Genomic DNA, 18,909 nt, shown 5'->3' with positions numbered 1-18,909 from the left:
TCATGTCGCGCAGCGGGAATGGCATACGGATGGCACTATGGGGGTTGGCGCTTGCCAGCTCTGTTTGCACGCCGGTTTTTGCGCTCGACAAGGCCAAGGTTAGCCTGCTCAACACCGACAATGATCCTTTGCGCGACAGCCTCAAAAATGCGTCCATCGCTCTGCCGTTGGTCGATCAGCCCGATGTCACTCCGCGTGACATTCTGGCCGCGGCGCAAGCCGATTACGCCAATATGGTCGAGGCGCTGTACGCCCAAGGGTATTATTCTGCCATCGTTCGGATCGAACTTGACGGGAAAGAAGCCGCCCAGATTGATCCGTTTAATCCCCCAAGCCAGATCAAAGACCTGCGCATTCTTGTTGAACCCGGTCAGCGATTTGTTTTTGGTACGGCCCAAATAGCCCCGCTCGCCCCAAACTCAACTTTGCCCGATGGCTTTGCCCCCGATCAACCCGCCCTCGCCACCGCCGTTCGGGATGCCGCGCAAAGTGCCGTTACCGATTGGCGCTCGGCGGGCTATGCCAAGGCCGACATAGCCGCCCAAGACATCAGCGCCGATCACGCCGCAAACACGCTTAATGTTGGGGTTCAAATTGCACCGGGGCCGCGTTTGCGGTTTGGCGATGTGAACGTCACCGGCGAAAGCACTGTCAAACCGGGGCGGGTCCGTCAAATCGCCGGTATTCCGCGCGGCGACCGCTACCATCCGGATGATGTTGAAAAAGCGGCGTCCCGTCTGCGCCGCACCGGTACGTTTCAGTCTGTTCAAATCGCCGAAGCCGACCAACCCGATGGCGATGGCAACCTTGACCTGACCATTAATGTCATCGACCGCAAGGCGCGTCGCATTGGTGGTGGGGCCGAAGTCTCGACCCTTGATGGGCTGACCCTGTCGGGGTTCTGGCTGCATCGCAATCTGTTTGGCGGGGCCGAACGGTTGCGCATCGATGGCGAAATCACCCAGATCGGTGCAGAGGACCTTGGCATTGACTATTTCCTCACCTTCCGCCTCGAAAAACCCGCCGTCTATGGCCCAGAGACACAGTTCTATACCGAATTTGAACTCAGCCACGAGGATGAGCCGGACTATGTCGAAAGCAAAGTGAGCCTCACCCTCGGTGCCTCGCGCGAGTTTAACGAACACCTGACCGGCGAACTTGGGTTCGCGGTGGCCTATTCCGAGGTCACAGACCGTTTTGCGGACCCGCAAACCACTCGTGAATTGCTGGTCTATAGCCTGCCCATGGGGCTGACCTATGACCGGCGCGATGACAAGCTCGACAGCACGGCGGGCTATTACATCGACACCGAATTTGAACCCTTTCATGACACCCGCAGCGGCGAAAGCGGCACGCGCTTTACCTTTGACGGGCGCGGCTATGCCAGTTTGGGTCAGACCGGCACGGTTCTGGCCGGACGCTTGCAGCTCGGGGCGCTTACCGGGCCCGATGCCGTTGATGCCCCCCCCGGTTTCTTGTTTTATTCCGGTGGGAGCGGCACAGTCCGCGGCCAACCCTATGAATCGCTCGGGGCCACCCATGACGGTCAAGACCTCGGTGGCAAAGCCCTCGCCGCGACCTCTGCTGAAATCCGCTATGCCATGACCGACACCATCGGCCTTGTCGGCTTTGCCGATGCTGGGTTCATTGGCGCAGACGGGTTTAATGACGGCGATTGGCATGCGGGTGGTGGGCTTGGTGTACGCTACAAAACGCCTGTTGGTCCGATCCGGGTTGACCTTGCCGGGCCTTTGGCGGGCGACACCGACGACGGTCTTCAACTCTATATCGGTATTGGGCAGGCGTTTTGATGTTGCGTTTGTTGGCAATTTGCCTTGCCCTTCTTGCCCCACTCACCGCAACGGCCCAAGACCGCGACAGCGATCGCGGCTATATTCAGGGCCTGTTAGAAGACGCGCTATCGGCCCCCGGGCGCACCGTTACGCTTGACGGCTTTGCCGGGGCCTTGTCCAGCCGCGCCACCATTGATGAAATCACCGTCACCGACCCCGATGGGGTTTGGTTTCGCGCCACCGATGTCGCGTTGGTCTGGAGCCGTTCGGCCCTCCTGAAAGGGGCCATTGAAATTGACGAAATTTCCATCGGCAAAATCGACCTGCCGCGCGCACCACTGCCGTCAACAGACCCGGCCACACCCGCCGCCGCATCGCCCTTTGCCTTACCGGATTTGCCTGTTTCCGTCGACATCGCCAAAATGTCGATTGCCCGCGCCGACCTTGGCAAGGCGCTGCTGGGCCAATCCGCCAGCGTTCGTTTCGACGGCTCCGCCAATTTGGCGGATGGCGCAGGGCGGGTTGATCTCAACCTCGAACGGTTGGACCACCCCGGCAAGATCACATTGGCCGGTGGGTTCGACAACGCCAGCCGGGTGCTAGACCTCGACCTCAACCTGCAAGAACCTGAAAACGGCCTTGCCGCCAATCTCCTGACCTTGCCCGGCAAACCATCGGTGCATCTAACCGCCTTGGGCAAAGACCCGATTGATGACTTCAAGGCCCAGATTGATCTCTCGACCGACGGCCAAGAGCGCCTGACCGGCACCGTTACCTTGCTGACCGACACCGACGGAACCTCGCGGTTTGCCGCTGATCTTGGCGGCGACATCGCCCCGGTCTTTGTGCCCGACTTTGCCGATTTTCTTGGCAACACGGTCCAACTTCAAGCACAGGGTCAGCGCGATCCATCCGGCGCGTTGCACCTTAGCCAGCTTAACCTGTCCGCCGCCGCCCTGCGCCTTCGTGGCTCGGGCACCATTGGCGCGGACGGTTGGCCCCAAACCCTGTCGCTGGATGGCGCGATCACGCCGCCAAGCGGTGAACGGGTTATCCTGCCACTGCCCGGCCCCCGCACCGCCATTCGCGCCGCAATCTTATCCGGTGAATTTGATGCCGCCGCTGGGTCCGAATGGCAATTGTCGGGGCGTGTTATGGGCTTGGTCCAAGACGGGTTGACCCTTGGGTCGGTCGGCTTTGATGGTGCCGGTGACATAGATCAAGACGCCGCGCGCGTGACCGGCGGCCTAACGTTTGACGCCGACTCGATTTTTCCCGACAACGCCCCGCTGGCCCGCGCCATCGGAACCGCATTAAACGGCGGCTTGACCTTTGATTGGGCCCCTTCGGCCCCGCTTTTGCTGCGCAATCTTGCTCTGAGCGGAGAAGATTACGGGTTGACCGGGGCGCTCACCCTGTCTGATCCGACGCAGCTCAAAACCCTAACACTGACACCGGATGTTACCCTGTCCGCCACCGATCTGACCCGGTTTGATGATCTGGCTGGTCTGAAACTCTCGGGTGCCGCGAACCTGTCCATTTCCGGGGACATTTCGCCGCTGACCGGTGGCTTTGCCCTGCGGTTCCTTGGCGACACCCAAGACATCCAAACCGGCATTCGACAGGTTGATCCGCTGATCCTTGGGCGCGGTGAGCTGTCGGTAAACGCCACCCGCGACACCACCGGCTTGCACATCACCCCGGCCCTGATCGACACCCCCGAGGCCAGCCTGTCGCTCACCGGAACCCTATCCGATGGCACCAGCACCGCCGATTTCAACGCCCGTTTGCGCAATGTCGGCCTGTCGCTTCCCGGTTTGACCGGCCCCGCCACATTGAACGCCACGGCCCGCCAAGAGGGTGAGGATTGGTTGCTCACCGCCTCCTCCACCCTGCCCGGCGCAACAAATGCCAAGTTCAGCGGCCGCGTGGACCAAATTGCCCCTTCCGAATGGGCGGCATCAGGCGATCTAACCGCCGACATAGGCCAGCTTGCCGCCTATTCCCGTTTTGTCGGCCAACCTTTGGGTGGGGCGGTCACCCTATCGGCGAAAGGCAGCGCCGATATGCAGGACCTGTCCTTTGATCTGGCCGCCAATGGCACGCTCTCCAACCCGCGCTTTGGCAATGCCACGGTGGAACCTTTGCTGCGCGGCATCTCTCGCTACACCCTGTCTGCCACCCGTCAGGGAGAGACAATCACCATTCGTCAACTTGACCTGAACGCCTCGGGCATAAACGCTGATCTCTCGGGTCAATTTGGCCCCACAACCGGCGATCTTCGCTATCAAATCGCCCTACCCGATCTCGCCCGCATTGTTCCCGACTTTCCCGGAGCAGCCAAGCTTTCTGGCACAGCCGTCAAGCAAGGGACCGATTGGCAAATCAACGCCTCGGGCGATGGGCCGGGGGGGATCACCCTCGCCACCCAAGGACGCGTGGCCTCGGATGCCTCGCGTCTTGATCTTGGGGTGACTGGCGCGGCACCTTTGGCCATCGCCAACCGCTATCTCAAAGGTCAGGCCGTCTCTGGTCAGGCGGAGTTCAACCTCTCGGTCAATGGCCCCCCTGCCCTCAATTCCCTAACCGGGCAAATCACCCTGTCCCAGGGTCGCTTTACCACCCCCTCTCTCGGGATAACCGTCGAAAACATCGCCGGTCCTGTTACCTTGACGTCCGGGCGGGCAAACCTCGATCTGGCGGGTAAAATCGCGTCTGGTGGGCGCTTTCGGGCAAACGGCCCGATCTCGTTGACCGCGCCTTATACGGCTGATCTCACCGCAACCCTATCCGATGTCACCCTGCGTGATCCGAGCCTCTATGAGGTCAATCTTGACGGTGATTTGCGTGTGACCGGCCCGTTAACTGGCGGCGCGGGCATAGGCGGCACCATCACCCTCAACAGCGCCGAAATGCGCATTCCCCAGTTCAATCCGTCCTACTCCGCCCTCGAAGGGCTCCGTCATCTCAACCCCTCTGCCAAGGTTCAGCGCACCCTGCGCTTTGCTGGTCTTGACGAAACGCCCGACACCACGCCGGAACCCGCGGTCGCCTATCCGCTTGACCTCACCATCACCGCCCCTGCCAAGCTGTTTATTCGTGGCCGGGGTCTTGATGCCGAGTTGGGCGGCTCTCTGCGGCTCACCGGCAATTCTAACGATATCATTCCGGTTGGCGGGTTTGACCTCATTCGCGGGCGGCTTGACCTTCTGGGGCGTCGCCTAGATTTAACCGAAGGAAGCGCTCGCCTGCGCGGCAGCTTTGACCCGGTGATTGATTTCTCTGCCTCGTCCGAGGTCGAAGACGTCACCGTCACCCTGCGCCTCTTTGGGCTAGCATCATCACCCGAGCTCACCGTCACCTCGGTTCCCGAACTGCCGCAGGACGAAGCGCTGAGCTATTTCCTCTTTGGCAAAAACGCCACCTCGATCTCGGCGCTTCAGGCGGTGCAACTGGCCGCGGCCATCCGCACCTTGTCCGGACGTGGGGGCCTTGGGATCACCGAACGGTTACGCCAAAACCTTGGTGTGGATGAGCTGGACATCGGCACCGACGACGATGGCCAAGCTCAGGCCAAGATCGGCAAATACGTTTCCGACAACGTCTATACTGATGTCACAATCAAAAGCGGTGGCGAAAGCCAGATCAATCTCAACCTCGACCTGACCCCACATGTGACGGTTCGCGGTCGCCTTGATAGCGATGGTGATACCGGCATCGGTGTCTTCTTTGAGAAAGATTACTAGCGGCTGACGCCCCTCGGCCTTGCAAGCTCTGCTAACAAACGCACAGCAAAACATAGGTGACAGTCCGCGACCCACCGCTACACTCGTTAAATCTAAAGAGGGAGAAACCCAGATGATCACCGGCAAATGCGATTGCGGCAAAGTCAGTTTTTCAGTGCCCGCCGTGCGCAAAACCGTCACCGCCTGTCACTGTAGCCAATGTCGTCGCGCCAGCGGACATATCTGGGCCTCAACCCAAGCCAGCGATGTCACCGACCTGACCTTTGCCAATGACGAAGGCCTCACATGGTACGCCTCCTCTGATTTCGCCAAACGCGGTTTTTGCAAATTCTGCGGCTCGTCCCTGTTTTACCGCCTCAATACCGAACCCGGCATCGCCATCGCCGCCGGATGTATTGACACCCCAACCGGCCTTCAGATGGGCAAACACATATGCGTTGCCGACAAAGGCGATTACTATGAAATCAAAGATGGGTTGGAGCAATTGGACACGCACTGAATGAAACACCCATTCTGTCTCGCGCTTCTCATTGGCCTTTGGGCCTCCATGGCCGCCGGTGACACCCCGACGGTGCCTCCTCCCGCTATCCTCCCCTGTTTGGTTGACACAGGCATTGTACAAGAAACCGACTACAAACCCTATCACTTGTCCCGGTGGAGTGAACTCAACACTGATACCTACATCCTATCCGGCCAACTGGGCTGGCACATGTCTTGGGCGGTGTTGCTGGACCAATCCTCAGCCCCACCCTCAGCCTATGAAACCATCAACGCCGACGACGGTATGGGCCGGGCCTTTGGACGATCAAAAACACCACCTGCGATTATCATCGCTCTGCGCAAATGTGGGGTCACTTGGCAAGGCGACTGGCTTGGACCACTCCCAAGACGAGATCACATAGCTGACCGAAAGGCACCTGCCCCGCTCAAATCAATGCCAAACTTTGATCTCAGCCCTGCGCAAGTCCAAACCCTTTTGCCGCCAAACCCGATCCCCTAGCCAACTCCTCGATCTCTGCATAAACAGCTTCCGACAATCCGCCTCCAACGGTTGCCCCCATGTGAGGTTTCACTGAAACCGAAAACTGATCCTTGGCACGATGCGCTAGCCTATCCACAACGCGCGCGTTCGCCGTCTGCAAAGTAACATCTGGGCAGGGTTTCAAGCTCTCAACATACGTAGCGGGCGCGGCCAAAGCACAGGCCACCAGCACCCCACGTATCGTTTTTAAAAACCAAAAATCTTTTCCTCACATGAAAGGCGTCACGCCCAGCAACCTACCCCAATTCGACGAGGAGGTCTTTGGCGTCGATTTGAGCGCCTGGTGAGATGTGGATTGCTGTGATTGTGGCGTCTTTTTCGGCGTGGAGGCCGGTTTCCATTTTCATGGCTTCGATGGTGAGCAAGAGGTCGCCTTCTTTGACCTGTTGGCCGACCGTGACCGCAACCGAGGCGACGACGCCGGGCATGGGCGCGCCGATATGGGCGTCGTTGCCGGGATCGGCTTTGGGGCGGGCGACCGTTTCGGCGGCGATTTTGCGGTTGGGGACGCGGATGGTGCGGGGCTGGCCGTTGAGTTCAAAGAACACTTTGACCTCACCCTTGTCATCGGTTTCACCAAGCGCCTGTAGGCGGATTTCCAACGTCTTGCCGGGGTCGATTTCGGCGGTGATTTCTTCGCCCGGCATCATGCCATAAAAGAACGTTTTGGTCGGCAGGGTGCGCACCGGACCATAGCTGCGATGGCGGCCCATGTAATCGAGGAACACCTTGGGATACATCAGATATCCGTTCAGATCTTCATCATCCACCGCCTTGCCTTCAAGCTCTTTTTGTAGGGTCAGACGGGTCTCTTCGATATCCACCGGCGCGGCGTGCAGACCGGGGCGATCATCAAAGGCTTTCTCATCCTTCAAAATCTTCTTCTGGATCTTCTTCGGCCAGCCACCGGGAGGTTGACCAAGGTTGCCCTTCATCATGTCGATGACGCTATCGGGGAAGCTAACATCGGTTTTCGGGTCCTCGACCTGATCCCGATCCAGACCCTGTGACACCATCATCAACGCCATGTCCCCGACCACTTTCGAGGAGGGCGTGACCTTGACGATATCGCCAAACATCCGGTTCACATCGGCATAGGTTTGCGCCACTTCGTGCCAGCGTTCCTCAAGCCCCATCGAGCGCGCCTGCGCCTTGAGATTGGTGAACTGACCGCCGGGCATTTCGTGCAAATACACTTCAGAGGCCGGGGCCTGTTGGCCGCTCTCGAACGCCGCATATTGGCCGCGCACTGCCTCAAAATAATTGCTGATCTCGCGGATCGCGCCGATGTCGAGACCGGTGTCGCGGTCGGTGTGGCGCAGCGCCTCAACCACCGAGCCAAGCGTCGGCTGTGAGGTGTTGCCCGAGAAGCTGTCCATCGCCGCATCGACCACATCAACCCCGGCGTTGGCCGCCGCGATGATGGTGGCGATCGAGGCGCCAGAGGTGTCATGGGTGTGGAAGTGGATCGGCAATCCGACCTCTTCTTTAAGCGCCTTAACCAATGGCCCAGCGGCGGAGGCCTTGAGCAGACCAGCCATGTCTTTGAGGCCCAAAACATGCGCCCCGGCGGCCTTGAGTTCCTGACCCATGGCAACGTAATATTTCAGGTCATATTTGGCGCGATCGGGGTCCAAAATATCGCCGGTATAGCAAATCGTACCCTCAAGAACCCGGCCGGTATCAAGCACCGCGTCCATAGCGACGCGCATGTTTTCAACCCAGTTCAGGCTGTCAAAAACGCGGAAGACGTCAACGCCGGTTTCCGCCGCCTGTTTCACAAAGAACTGCACCACATTGTCGGGATAGTTGGTGTAGCCAACGCCATTGGCGCCGCGCAGCAACATCTGGGTCATCACATTGGGCATGCGGGCGCGCAGATCGCGCAGGCGTTGCCAGGGGCATTCCTGCAAAAAGCGATACGCCACATCAAAGGTCGCGCCGCCCCAGCACTCAACCGAAAAGAGTTGTGGCAGGTTATGCGCATAGGCCGGGGCCGCGCCGATCATATCGACCGAGCGCATCCGCGTCGCCAGCAAAGATTGGTGCCCGTCGCGCATGGTGGTGTCGGTGATCAAAAGCTGCGGTTGCGCGCTCAGCCAATCGGCCACGGCCTGCGGGCCCTTGGCCTCCAACAGGGTCTTGGTGCCATCGGCGGGGGCCTGTGCGCGCAATTCCGGGGTGCGGGCCGGTTTCAAATCCGCCGCCGGTTTGGCGCGGCCCTCAACCTCGGGGTGGCCGTTCACGGTGATGTCGGCGATATAGGTCAAGACCTTGGTGCCCCGGTCGCGCCGCTTGGCAAACTGGAACAACTCCGGCGTCTCATCAATGAACTTCGTGGTGTATTGATTGTTCAAAAACACCGGATGTTTCAACAGGTTCTCAACAAAGGCGATGTTGGTGCTAACGCCGCGCACCCGGAATTCGCGCAAGGCCCGATCCATGCGTTTGATCGCCTTTTCCGGCGTCGGGGCCCAGGCCGTCACCTTGGTTAACAGGCTGTCATAATAGCGGGTGATCACCCCGCCCGCATAGGCGGTGCCGCCGTCAAGACGAATGCCCATGCCGGTGGCGCTGCGATAGGCGGTGATGCGGCCATAATCGGGGATAAAGTTGTTTTGCGGGTCCTCGGTCGTGACACGCGTTTGCAGCGCATGACCGTTCAGACGGATATCATATTGGCTCGATTTACCGGTCGCCTCGGCCAAAGATTTGCCCTCAGCAATCAAGATCTGCGCCTGAACAATGTCGATGCCGGTGACCTCTTCGGTGACTGTGTGCTCAACCTGAACGCGTGGGTTTACCTCGATAAAATAGAACTTGCCGGTGTTCATATCCATCAGGAATTCGACCGTGCCGGCGCATTCGTAATTCACATGCTGGCAAATCTTGCGGCCCAGCTCGCAAATCTCTTCGCGCTGCGCCTCGCTTAAATAGGGGGCAGGCGCGCGCTCAACCACCTTTTGGTTGCGGCGCTGAACGGAACAATCGCGCTCATAGAGGTGGTAAATATTGCCTTGTTTGTCGCCCAGAATCTGCACCTCGACATGGCGGGCGCGGATGATCATCTTTTCCAGATAGCCCTCACCATTGCCAAAGGCCGCCTCGGCCTCGCGACGCCCCTCCATGACCTTCTCGGCCAACTCGTCTTCGCCCTCAATCGGGCGCATGCCGCGACCGCCGCCGCCCCAAGACGCCTTGAGCATCAAAGGATAGCCAACCGCCGCCGCCTCGGCCTTGATCGCCTCCATATCGTCGCCCAAAACCTCGGTCGCCGGGATCACCGGAACACCGGCCTCAACCGCAACACGCCGCGCGCTGGCCTTGTCACCAAGGGCGCGCATCGTGGCCGCCTTGGGGCCGATAAAGGTGATGCCATTGGCCTCGCAGGCATCAACAAAATCAGGGTTTTCCGAGAGCAAACCATAACCCGGATGGATCGCATCCGCGCCACATTCCTTGGCCACCCGGATGATCTCATCAATGCTCAGATAGGCCGCAACAGGCCCCATCCCCTCACCAATCCGATAGGCCTCATCCGCCTTAAAACGGTGAAGACCCAACTTGTCCTCCTCCGCATAAACCGCAACCGTCCGCTTCCCCATCTCATTCGCGGCTCGCATAACACGAATCGCTATCTCCCCACGATTCGCTATCAATATCTTGCTGAAGGTGGTCATAAGAGTGGCTCCTAAGAACTTGGTTTTGGCGAGAGCAGCCGGAGTTAGGTCCGATGGTGCCGCAGTGCAGCGGTTTTATCGGCAGGAGATTCCGGAATGGCAATGAAGAATGCCGGAAAGGGGCGGAAAAAGTCGTTTTTTTAGGTCGCAATTATTGACCTAAAGTGTGAATTTGCAAAATTTGCTATAGGTTTCCCAAAACTTTGCAATTGGTGCAAAGTGATTGAACACAAAGGATTCGTTTCAATTTCATTGGATTCGCAATGAATGGCGCTTATGTCATTAAGCGTGACCTATTTGCATTTCAGACGAGACGATTGGCCAATTCATCAAAATGCTGCACCCCGAGCTGGGCCATATTCAGTTTCATGTCATCGGTTAGAATGTGCATGAGATGCGCGGGACCTTTTTGGCCAAGGGCGGCGACGGCGTAATGCCATGCGCGACCCAACATGACAAAATCTGCCCCAAGAGCCAGAGCGCGTAGCACATCCATGCCCGATGCAACGCCGCTATCAAAAATCAACGGCATATCAGGGCCGACTGCCTGCCGGATGATAGGCAAGGCGTCAATCGATGCTGGGCCGGGTTCGAATTGGCGCGCAGTGTGGTTTGATACCCAAATCGCATCGACCCCAGCAGTGACCAATTTTTTGGCGGCCTTTGGGCACATGACGCCTTTGACAACCAAATCACCCTGCCATTCGTCGCGCAACGCGGCCAGCGTATCCCAGTCAGGAGCACCGCGAATGATATGCCCGGCGTGGGCAAGCGAGGAGCGCGCTTGGGTGGTATCCACATAGCTTTCAGGCAATCGCAAACGGGGCGAGCCGACCTTGAGCGTGCCAATCGCCCATTGCGGATGGGTCAGAACTTCCCAGATCACGCGTGGTGTGATTTTCGGCGGAAGGGTCAGCTTGGCGCGACGTTGGCGTTCGCGGCGGCTGTCATCGGGGACATCGACGGTTAGGATCAATTTGGAAAACCCCGCGTCGCGCGCCCGGCGCAGCATATCGCGGCGGATTTCCGGATCAGAGGGGCAATAAAGTTGGAACCAACCCATATCCCCCGCAATCGGTCCAATTTCCTCGGGCAGGCGGGTCGCGACGGTGGATAACCCATAGGGAATGCGCGCCTGATGCGCAAAACTGGCCAAATAGCGTTCTGCGCCGGGCCACATCACACCGGCCATGCCCACCGGAGATATGCCGAACGGGCGGCCATATGTTTGGCCCATAAAGGGTGTCTCGAATTCCGGTTCGATGGGCCCTTTAAGGATGTCGGGCATGAACAGCACCGCGTCCAGCGCATCGCGATTACGCCTGGCCTGAAGCTCCTCGCCAGTGCTGCTATCGAGGTATTCAAAGGCGAAATGCGGAATGCGGCGACGGGCGCGCAAACGCAGGTCGGACACGGCGGGGTATGTCAGGTCGAGATCCATGGCCGCATTTGTGAACAGATGCCGCGATCTGTCCAGTGCTTGGCGTGTCTTTAAATTGGCTTTGTGTCGGTTCATCCAATTTTAAATGGTTTTGACGAAAACTGAGTCGGCAAGTGGAAATGAGGGAGCACGTCATGCAGTGTTTGGTTGTCGATACACAGGCCGCGCGTTTAGATAATACCATGATCGCTTTTCTAGAGGCGGGATTGCAGGTCACCGGGACAAGTAGCCTATTGGTTGCCGAAGCCTGTATGCGCCGGTCTTTGGTGGATGTTCTGGTGATTGACAAAGGGCGCAAAGGGCCCGATCACGCCCGGCTGTTGCGTCTTGCAGAAATGCGTAACAACCGGTTGGTGACATTGTTTATCACACCGACGGTCGAGCGAGATTCCGACCCGGTTCCAAGGGCTTATCCGTCTGTTCATTGTGTTCTAGGCGCGGATGTCGATCCGGGTTTGGTCGCAAAACTGGCGCTGGCGTCTTTGGCGGAAAAGACCGTTTGTTCTGGGCTGGATGCGGAACCTCTTTTGACACGTGTGGCGTTTAGCACCGAGACCGGAGAGGACGCGCCCGTCTTCCATTCCAGCCGCGCCATGACCGATCGCGTAGCCGCCTAGAGCGGCCCAATAGGCATCATCTACGTTTTGTGAACATAGTGCGAACACCGCTTCCCATCGGCAGGCCGCTTCTGTAAACTGACTGCCATGAGCAGTTATGATGACATGGACGCCTTTGAAGGCGTGTCGCTGTCGGCCCGCGCGATGATGGCGCGCCCGGCGCCCTATTTGGATGAACTCAACCCGGCACAACGCCAAGCGGTTGAGGCGATGGATGGGCCGGTGCTGATGCTGGCCGGGGCCGGAACCGGCAAGACCAAAGCGCTGACGGCGCGGATTGTGCATCTGCTCAACACTGGCAGGGCGCGACCAAATGAGATTTTGGCGGTCACCTTTACCAACAAAGCCGCGCGCGAGATGAAGAATCGTGTTGGTCGGATGCTAGGTGAAACCGTCGAAGGCATGCCATGGCTCGGAACGTTTCATTCGATCTGTGTCAAACTTCTACGCCGCCATGCCGAACTGATTTCGATGGATGATCAAGACGGCGTTGTCGAAGGCCGGCCCTCGGTGCATCTGAAATCCAATTTCACCATTCTGGATACCGACGATCAGCTGCGCTTGCTCAAACAGCTGATCCGCGCCGCCGGGATCGATGACAAACGATGGCCAGCGCGGCAGTTGGCCTCTGTCATTGATGCGTGGAAAAACCGGGCGCTGACACCTGATAAAATCCCATCTGCGGACGCCGGGGCCTATAACCATCGCGGGCCCGAGCTTTATGATCAATACCAGCGCCGTTTGCTCGAACTAAACGCCGTGGATTTTGGTGATTTGCTTTTGCACATGGTCACGATTTTCCAGCAACATCCCGATATCTTGCGCAAATACCAAAACTGGTTCCGCTACATTATGGTGGACGAATATCAGGATACCAACGTCGCCCAATACCTGTGGCTGCGGCTGTTGGCACAGGGGCATCGCAATATCTGTTGCGTTGGCGATGATGATCAGTCGATTTATGGTTGGCGCGGGGCCGAAGTTGGAAACATTTTGCGGTTCGAAAAGGATTTTGAGGGCGCGCATGTTGTCCGGCTTGAACAAAACTACCGCTCAACCCCGCATATCCTCGCCGCGGCGTCAGGGGTGATCCGGGGCAACTCCAACCGTTTGGGCAAGGAGCTTTGGACAGCTGAAGAGCAGGGCGAAAAGGTCCGCCTGATCGGCCATTGGGATGGCGAAGAAGAGGCGCGTTGGATCGGCGATGAGATTGAGGCGATGCAGGGTGGGACCCGTGGGGCGCGCTCATTCTCCTTGGATCAGATGGCGATCTTGGTACGCGCCTCGCACCAGATGCGGGCGTTTGAAGACCGGTTTTTGACCATTGGTTTGCCCTATCGTGTCATCGGCGGCCCGCGCTTTTATGAGCGGATGGAGATTCGCGATGCCATGGCTTATTTCCGGATTGTGACCTCGCCCGACGATGATTTAGCTTTTGAACGCATTGTGAACACGCCCAAACGCGGCCTTGGTGACAAGGCACAGCAAACGATGCAGCGGATGGCGCGTGAAAACGGCGTGTCCTTGCTGGATGGGGCGGCTTTGGCGGTTGAACAAGGGTTGATCAAAGGCAAAGGGGCCAAGGCTTTGGCCGAGCTGGTGGTCAATATTTCGCGCTGGGGGCGGCTGACACGCGCCACGATCGCCGCTGATGGTGACGCGGTGGTTGACGATTTGCTTAGCCCGCAGCCGACCAAAACCGAAGTTAGCCATGTGGAATTGGCCCAGATCATTCTCGACGAAAGCGGATATACCGCCATGTGGCAGAATGACAAAACACCCGAGGCACCGGGGCGGCTTGAAAATCTCAAAGAACTGGTCAAGGCGCTGGAGAACTTTGAAAACCTGCAAGGGTTTTTGGAGCACGTGGCCTTGGTCATGGACAATGAAAACGATGACGGCGGGGCCAAGGTGTCGATCATGACGCTGCATGGTGCCAAAGGTTTGGAGTTTCCAGCGGTGTTTTTGCCGGGATGGGAAGACGGGTTGTTCCCCTCGCAACGCAGCATGGACGAAAGCGGTGTCAAAGGTTTGGAAGAAGAGCGGCGGCTGGCCTATGTCGGCATCACCCGCGCCGAAGAAGTCTGCACCATTTCCTTTGCTGGCAACCGGCGGGTATTTGGGCAATGGCAAAGCCAGTTGCCGTCCCGTTTTGTTGATGAACTGCCCGAGGAACATGTTGAGGTTCTGACACCTCCGGGCCTTTATGGCGGCGGTTATGGTGCCGCGGCCCCATCCGCAAGCATGGGATCAAGTGTGGAATCGCGGGCGGCGGCGGCGGATGGCTATAATTCACCCGGCTGGAAGCGCCTTCAGGCCCGCAGTCAGGAAGGCCCGATCAGTCAACCGCGCGAAAGCAAAGCCTCGGTCATCGATATGCAGGCGGTTGCGGCCTACATGATTGGCGAACGAGTCTTTCACCAGAAATTCGGCTACGGCGCGGTGATTGGTGTTGAGGGCGACAAGGTTGAGATTGAATTTGAAAAGGCCGGTGTCAAAAAGGTTGTGTCCCGCTTTATCAAACCCGCCGATGCGGCGGATGATGTGCCGTTTTGAGGTGTTGCGTTGGTCCAAACTGTTGCGCAAGAGGGGCCAGCCTCTCTTGGAGCCAAGGCTCCAATTCACCCTGGGATATTTGAGGAAAGAAGAAACTTGGGTCAATAGACCGGGAGCGGGGCGTCTTCTTTGGGTTGGTCCATGACGATCTGGCTATGGACACGCGCCACAACCGGATGGGCCAGCAAGACATCGTGAATTAGGCGGTTTAGCGCGGCGAGGTCGGGGCACCAGACACGCAACAGGTAATCGGCCTCACCGGTCATCGTCCAAACCGACGTGATTTCGGCCCGTGTCCGCATAAGGCGGGAAAACCCCGCGCCTTGTTCTGGGCCGTGGCTGGCCAATTGCACTTGCACAAAGGCTTGGACGGACAGTCCTAATTTATCTGGGTTTAGGCGGGCGCGGTATCCTTCGATTACGCCGGTTTCTTCCAAACGCTGGCGGCGGCGGCTGGCTTGCGATGGCGATAAGTTAAGCGCGTCCCCCAGTTCTTGGGCTGTAGCCTGACCATTTTTCTGCAAGAGAGTCAGGAGTTTTATGTCGGAGGGTTCCAGTGTCATGCGTCATTTGTGCGTAAATTTGGGTTTGAGTGCAAGAGTGACGCGCATATTTCGCAGATGAAGCGAAGGATGCGTCATTCGTGCGCCGCGCAAAAGCTACATTGTCCGTAGGACTTTTACAGGAGGAAACGCCATGGGCCCGTTCCCGCACGACGCACCGCAATCGACAATCACCGAGGAAAACCCCGCCGGGACCGATGGGTTTGAGTTCGTAGAATTCGCCCACCCCAACCCGCAAGAGCTGCGCGATCTCTTTGCCTCAATGGGCTATGAGCATGTCGCGAACCACAAAACCATGGCCGTAGAGCTATGGCAGCAGGGGGACATCACCTATGTGATCAACTCCGAAGAAGGCAGCTTTGCCGCGAAGTTTGTCGAGGAACATGGCCCGTGCGCCCCATCAATGGCATGGCGTGTCGCGGATGCACAAAAGGCGTTTGAACACGCGGTGGCCCAAGGCGCGGAACCTTATGAGGCAAATGACAAAACTGTCGATTGGCCTGCAATCAAGGGCATCGGTGGCAGTTTGTTGTATTTCACCGACCGGTATTATGACACGTCTCCCTACAACGATGAATTCGAGTGGATTGCCCAGTCCAAACCGCGCGGCGTTGGCTTCTACTACCTCGATCACCTGACCCACAATGTGTTCAAGGGCAACATGGACAAGTGGTTCAATTTCTACGGCACCCTGTTCAATTTCAAGGAAATCCGTTTCTTTGACATTGAAGGCAAATTCACCGGATTGTTTAGCCGTGCGCTGACGTCACCTTGCGGTCGAATCCGTATTCCGATCAACGAAGATCGCGGCGAGACAGGGCAAATCGTGGCCTATCTGAAAAAGTATAATGGCGAGGGGATTCAGCACATCGCCGTTGGGTCCGAGGACATCTACCAATCGACGGACACGATTGCCGGTAATGGCATCAAGTTCATGCCTGGGCCCCCGGCGACTTACTATGACCTGTCCTATGACCGGGTTGTTGGCCATGATGAACCCAAAGACAAAATGATGAAACATGGCATTTTGATTGATGGTGAGGGTGTTCTAGATGGCGGCGAGACCAAGATTTTGCTGCAGATTTTCTCGAAAACCGTGATTGGCCCGATCTTCTTTGAATTCATCCAACGCAAAGGCGATGACGGCTTTGGTGAAGGCAACTTCAAAGCACTGTTTGAGTCGATCGAGCGGGAACAGATTGAGAGTGGCGAACTGTCAGCGGCCGAATAATCAAGCTGCCGCGATGATTTGACCAAGCGTCGTCCTAACCGGGGCGGCGTTTTTTTTATGCCCGGCGGCTTTTAGCTGCGTGGCATTTTCAGGGTCAGATTGCGCCCGCTTTTGGTATAGCGAAGTTCGGAGTCACCAATGGCGGCAACGCGGCCACCGTCTAGCCGATCACCGACTTTGACCTTTTTGTATTTACCATTTGGCAAGCGGACGAGCGCACGTCGCGCGGCTGGCGTACCATAAACACCAATCAAGCTTATTTTCTTGAGGTTGATGGCATTTCTTACGGTCGCAGATTGGGCAACGCCGCGTGATGACGGCGCGGCGGGGGTGACTGTTCGTGGTGCGATGGCTGCGGTTTGAACCGCTTCAGGAGCGGCTTGTTCTGCTGCGCGATCGGCCCGTTTCACAATCGCAGTCATATTGCGGGGGCGGCCAACCGGGGTAAGCGACGCTGCGACGGCTCGGTCGGTTGCTGTGGCTTCTGGTTCCTCTGCAACGGCGACCTCTTGCGCCGTTTTCGGGCGCATAACCGGGCGGATCGCCGCCAGTTCAGACCGGGAAATGCCGCTTAGGACAGCGCGTTCGCGGGATTCAACCAAGGTATCGGGGCGCAGGCGCGGACGCCGTTTGCCCAAAGCTTCGTTCACTTTTGGAGTCTCAGTCGCCGGAGCTGGCGCGGCAACCGTTTGCCGCAGCGGCGGTGTCACTGGTGGAAGGCCAGCAAAAACCCGAACCCCATCGGGGCTTATGGAACCTTCGGGCGTTGCACGTACCAAGCCGCGCGCGTCCATGTCAAAAACTTGGCCGGCTGGCGGAGGAAGGCGTTGGGGCTCCAAAATGGGTTCCTGAGCAACACCAAGCGGATCAGGCAGCGCAATCGCATCAGATTCCTGAACACTTGGGTCAATCGAGGCCACATAAATGTCATCCACTACATCTTCGGGGAGGCCATGAGGCGCGACAGGGGCGCGTTGCCATATGCCTGTTGCGGCATAGGTTGCGGCGGCTTCTTCGGGGGTTAACATTTGGGGGACAACCGGCACAGCCAAAGGCGTAGGCAAGTCCGAAGTCGCACCGGTGTCCAACGCCGCCAACTGAATATCGTCGCTTGCCTCTTCTGGATCGGGCGATGGCAAAATCGCGGGAATAGCTGATGCAGGCACCACTTCGGGGCTGATGTCAGGTGCGGACGCCACGGCTGTTTCTTTTGGTTCGCTGCGGAACAAGCCGGCCAAACCTTCATCCAAGAAGACAGACGCCCAGGCCGCAACCCCAGCCATAAACAGCAGCAACCCAGCCGTGAGCAACAGGCCAAGGAACCGTGGTTTGCCGCCGATTTCGGGTTGGGTTCGGGCTCCGAACACGGTCATGCGCTCGCGTTCGGTTTCCGATGTCAAAGACGCGGCAGCAGCCTGCGCCAAGGCCGGGTCGGCGGGTTTTTCCTCGGATTTTGGCTTGGTTCTCAACGCGGCAATACGGCCAAGTGCTGATTTGCCCGTGGTCTCGGACACGGCACTGGCTTTGTCGGCATTGAGCTCGGGGGTCGGCTCTACGACTGGCTCAACAACGGGTTCGTCGCGTTTTTTGGCTTTGTTCTTGCGAGACAAAGCCAATCCCGCCAAAGCCCCACGTCCCTTGTTCGTTTTTTTGCCGCCTTTGGCGGTATCGGACGTGGGTGCGGGTTTAGGTTTAGCCGCGACACTTGGGGCAGGCGGGGCAGTTTCCGGAGCAGTCTCGTCGTGATCGGGCTTTTCCGAGCGTGCTCGCAATGCCGCCAAACGGGCCAATGCCGCCACAGGTGCCTTGTCCGACGTGTCTTGGACGGCATCGACCTGCAGTGTCGGCGCAGGCATAGGGGACTTTGGTGGAACGGTATTGGCTGGTTTTACCGATGGCGCAGTTGGGGCCGCGTCGAACTCGGTATCAAGCTTGGCATCGGTAACACCGGCGTCTTTGACGATGGTGTCGCGGGTCGCCACAGGTGTAAAACGTGGCTTGACTTGCGTCGAAGGCCGTTCGTCAATTTCTAGTGGCTTGGCCTTGGGGGCCGCAGGCATATCAGCGCCATCCCGGCTGGCGCGGATTGTCGAAAATGACATGGCCGGTGCTGGCTCGGGTTGCGGATCCGGTGTTGCCACGGGAGCTGGATCCGCCATTTTTTCAGGCTCAGGCTCAGGCTCAGGCTCAGGCTCAGGCTCAGGCTCAGGCTCAGGCTCAGGCTCAGGCTCAGGCTCAGG

The 18,909-nt window shown here is 58.2% G+C and carries 11 protein-coding genes; 7 read left to right on the top strand and 4 right to left on the bottom strand.

Going from position 1 to position 18,909, the window contains the following annotated elements; genetic code table 11:
- Positions 1–2 precede the first annotated feature (2 nt).
- The 4 genes from Q1A43_RS10540 to Q1A43_RS10525 all read left to right on the top strand — a co-directional run bounded on the left by Q1A43_RS10540 (position 3) and on the right by Q1A43_RS10525 (position 6,539).
- On the top strand, positions 3–1,811 hold the full coding sequence (locus Q1A43_RS10540) for an autotransporter assembly complex family protein (RefSeq protein WP_299923240.1): 1,809 nt from the start codon (positions 3–5) through the stop codon (positions 1,809–1,811).
- Positions 1,811–5,539 (top strand): translocation/assembly module TamB domain-containing protein, encoded by a 3,729-nt coding sequence (locus Q1A43_RS10535; protein WP_299934857.1) that lies wholly within the window; start codon positions 1,811–1,813, stop codon positions 5,537–5,539. Before Q1A43_RS10540 ends, Q1A43_RS10535 begins: the two co-directional genes overlap by 1 nt.
- 112 nt (positions 5,540–5,651) lie before the next feature.
- Complete coding sequence (locus Q1A43_RS10530; RefSeq protein WP_299934855.1) at positions 5,652–6,038, top strand: GFA family protein; 387 nt, start codon at positions 5,652–5,654, stop codon at positions 6,036–6,038.
- Positions 6,039–6,539 (top strand): hypothetical protein, encoded by a 501-nt coding sequence (locus Q1A43_RS10525; protein WP_299934849.1) that lies wholly within the window; start codon positions 6,039–6,041, stop codon positions 6,537–6,539.
- Between the two features lie 278 nt (positions 6,540–6,817).
- On the opposite strand, the gene Q1A43_RS10520 is transcribed toward Q1A43_RS10525, so the two are convergent.
- Together Q1A43_RS10520 and Q1A43_RS10515 are read right to left on the bottom strand one after the other, a co-directional pair.
- Entirely contained in the window at positions 6,818–10,261 is a 3,444-nt protein-coding gene (locus Q1A43_RS10520; protein ID WP_299934846.1) for a pyruvate carboxylase, read from the bottom strand.
- Positions 10,262–10,565: 304 nt separating this feature from the next.
- Entirely contained in the window at positions 10,566–11,702 is a 1,137-nt protein-coding gene (locus Q1A43_RS10515) for an alpha-hydroxy acid oxidase (RefSeq protein WP_299934843.1), read from the bottom strand.
- Between the two features lie 134 nt (positions 11,703–11,836).
- Between Q1A43_RS10515 and Q1A43_RS10510 the strand changes: the two genes are divergently transcribed.
- Together Q1A43_RS10510 and Q1A43_RS10505 are read left to right on the top strand one after the other, a co-directional pair.
- Positions 11,837–12,319 carry a hypothetical protein gene (locus Q1A43_RS10510; protein WP_299930636.1) on the top strand — a complete coding sequence of 161 codons (483 nt, stop codon included), beginning with the start codon at positions 11,837–11,839 and terminating at the stop codon, positions 12,317–12,319.
- Between the two features lie 87 nt (positions 12,320–12,406).
- A complete protein-coding gene (locus Q1A43_RS10505; RefSeq protein ID WP_299934840.1) occupies positions 12,407–14,875 on the top strand; it encodes an ATP-dependent helicase in 2,469 nt (822 codons plus the stop codon).
- Positions 14,876–14,976: 101 nt separating this feature from the next.
- Here Q1A43_RS10505 and Q1A43_RS10500 read toward each other — a convergent pair whose 3' ends face one another.
- Complete coding sequence (locus tag Q1A43_RS10500) at positions 14,977–15,438, bottom strand: Lrp/AsnC family transcriptional regulator (RefSeq protein ID WP_299930632.1); 462 nt, start codon at positions 15,436–15,438, stop codon at positions 14,977–14,979.
- A gap of 133 nt (positions 15,439–15,571) precedes the next feature.
- Here Q1A43_RS10500 and hppD point away from each other — a divergent pair, with 133 nt between their 5' ends.
- Positions 15,572–16,669 (top strand): 4-hydroxyphenylpyruvate dioxygenase, encoded by a 1,098-nt coding sequence (gene hppD, locus Q1A43_RS10495; RefSeq protein ID WP_299934838.1) that lies wholly within the window; start codon positions 15,572–15,574, stop codon positions 16,667–16,669.
- 71 nt (positions 16,670–16,740) lie between these two features.
- Here hppD and Q1A43_RS10490 read toward each other — a convergent pair whose 3' ends face one another.
- Complete coding sequence (locus Q1A43_RS10490) at positions 16,741–18,771, bottom strand: hypothetical protein (RefSeq protein WP_299934836.1); 2,031 nt, start codon at positions 18,769–18,771, stop codon at positions 16,741–16,743.
- Positions 18,772–18,909: the final 138 nt, after the last annotated feature.

Source organism: uncultured Pelagimonas sp., assembly GCF_947498515.1.
GTDB lineage: Bacteria > Pseudomonadota > Alphaproteobacteria > Rhodobacterales > Rhodobacteraceae > Pelagimonas.
This window is presented reverse-complemented; position numbering and strand designations above follow the sequence as displayed.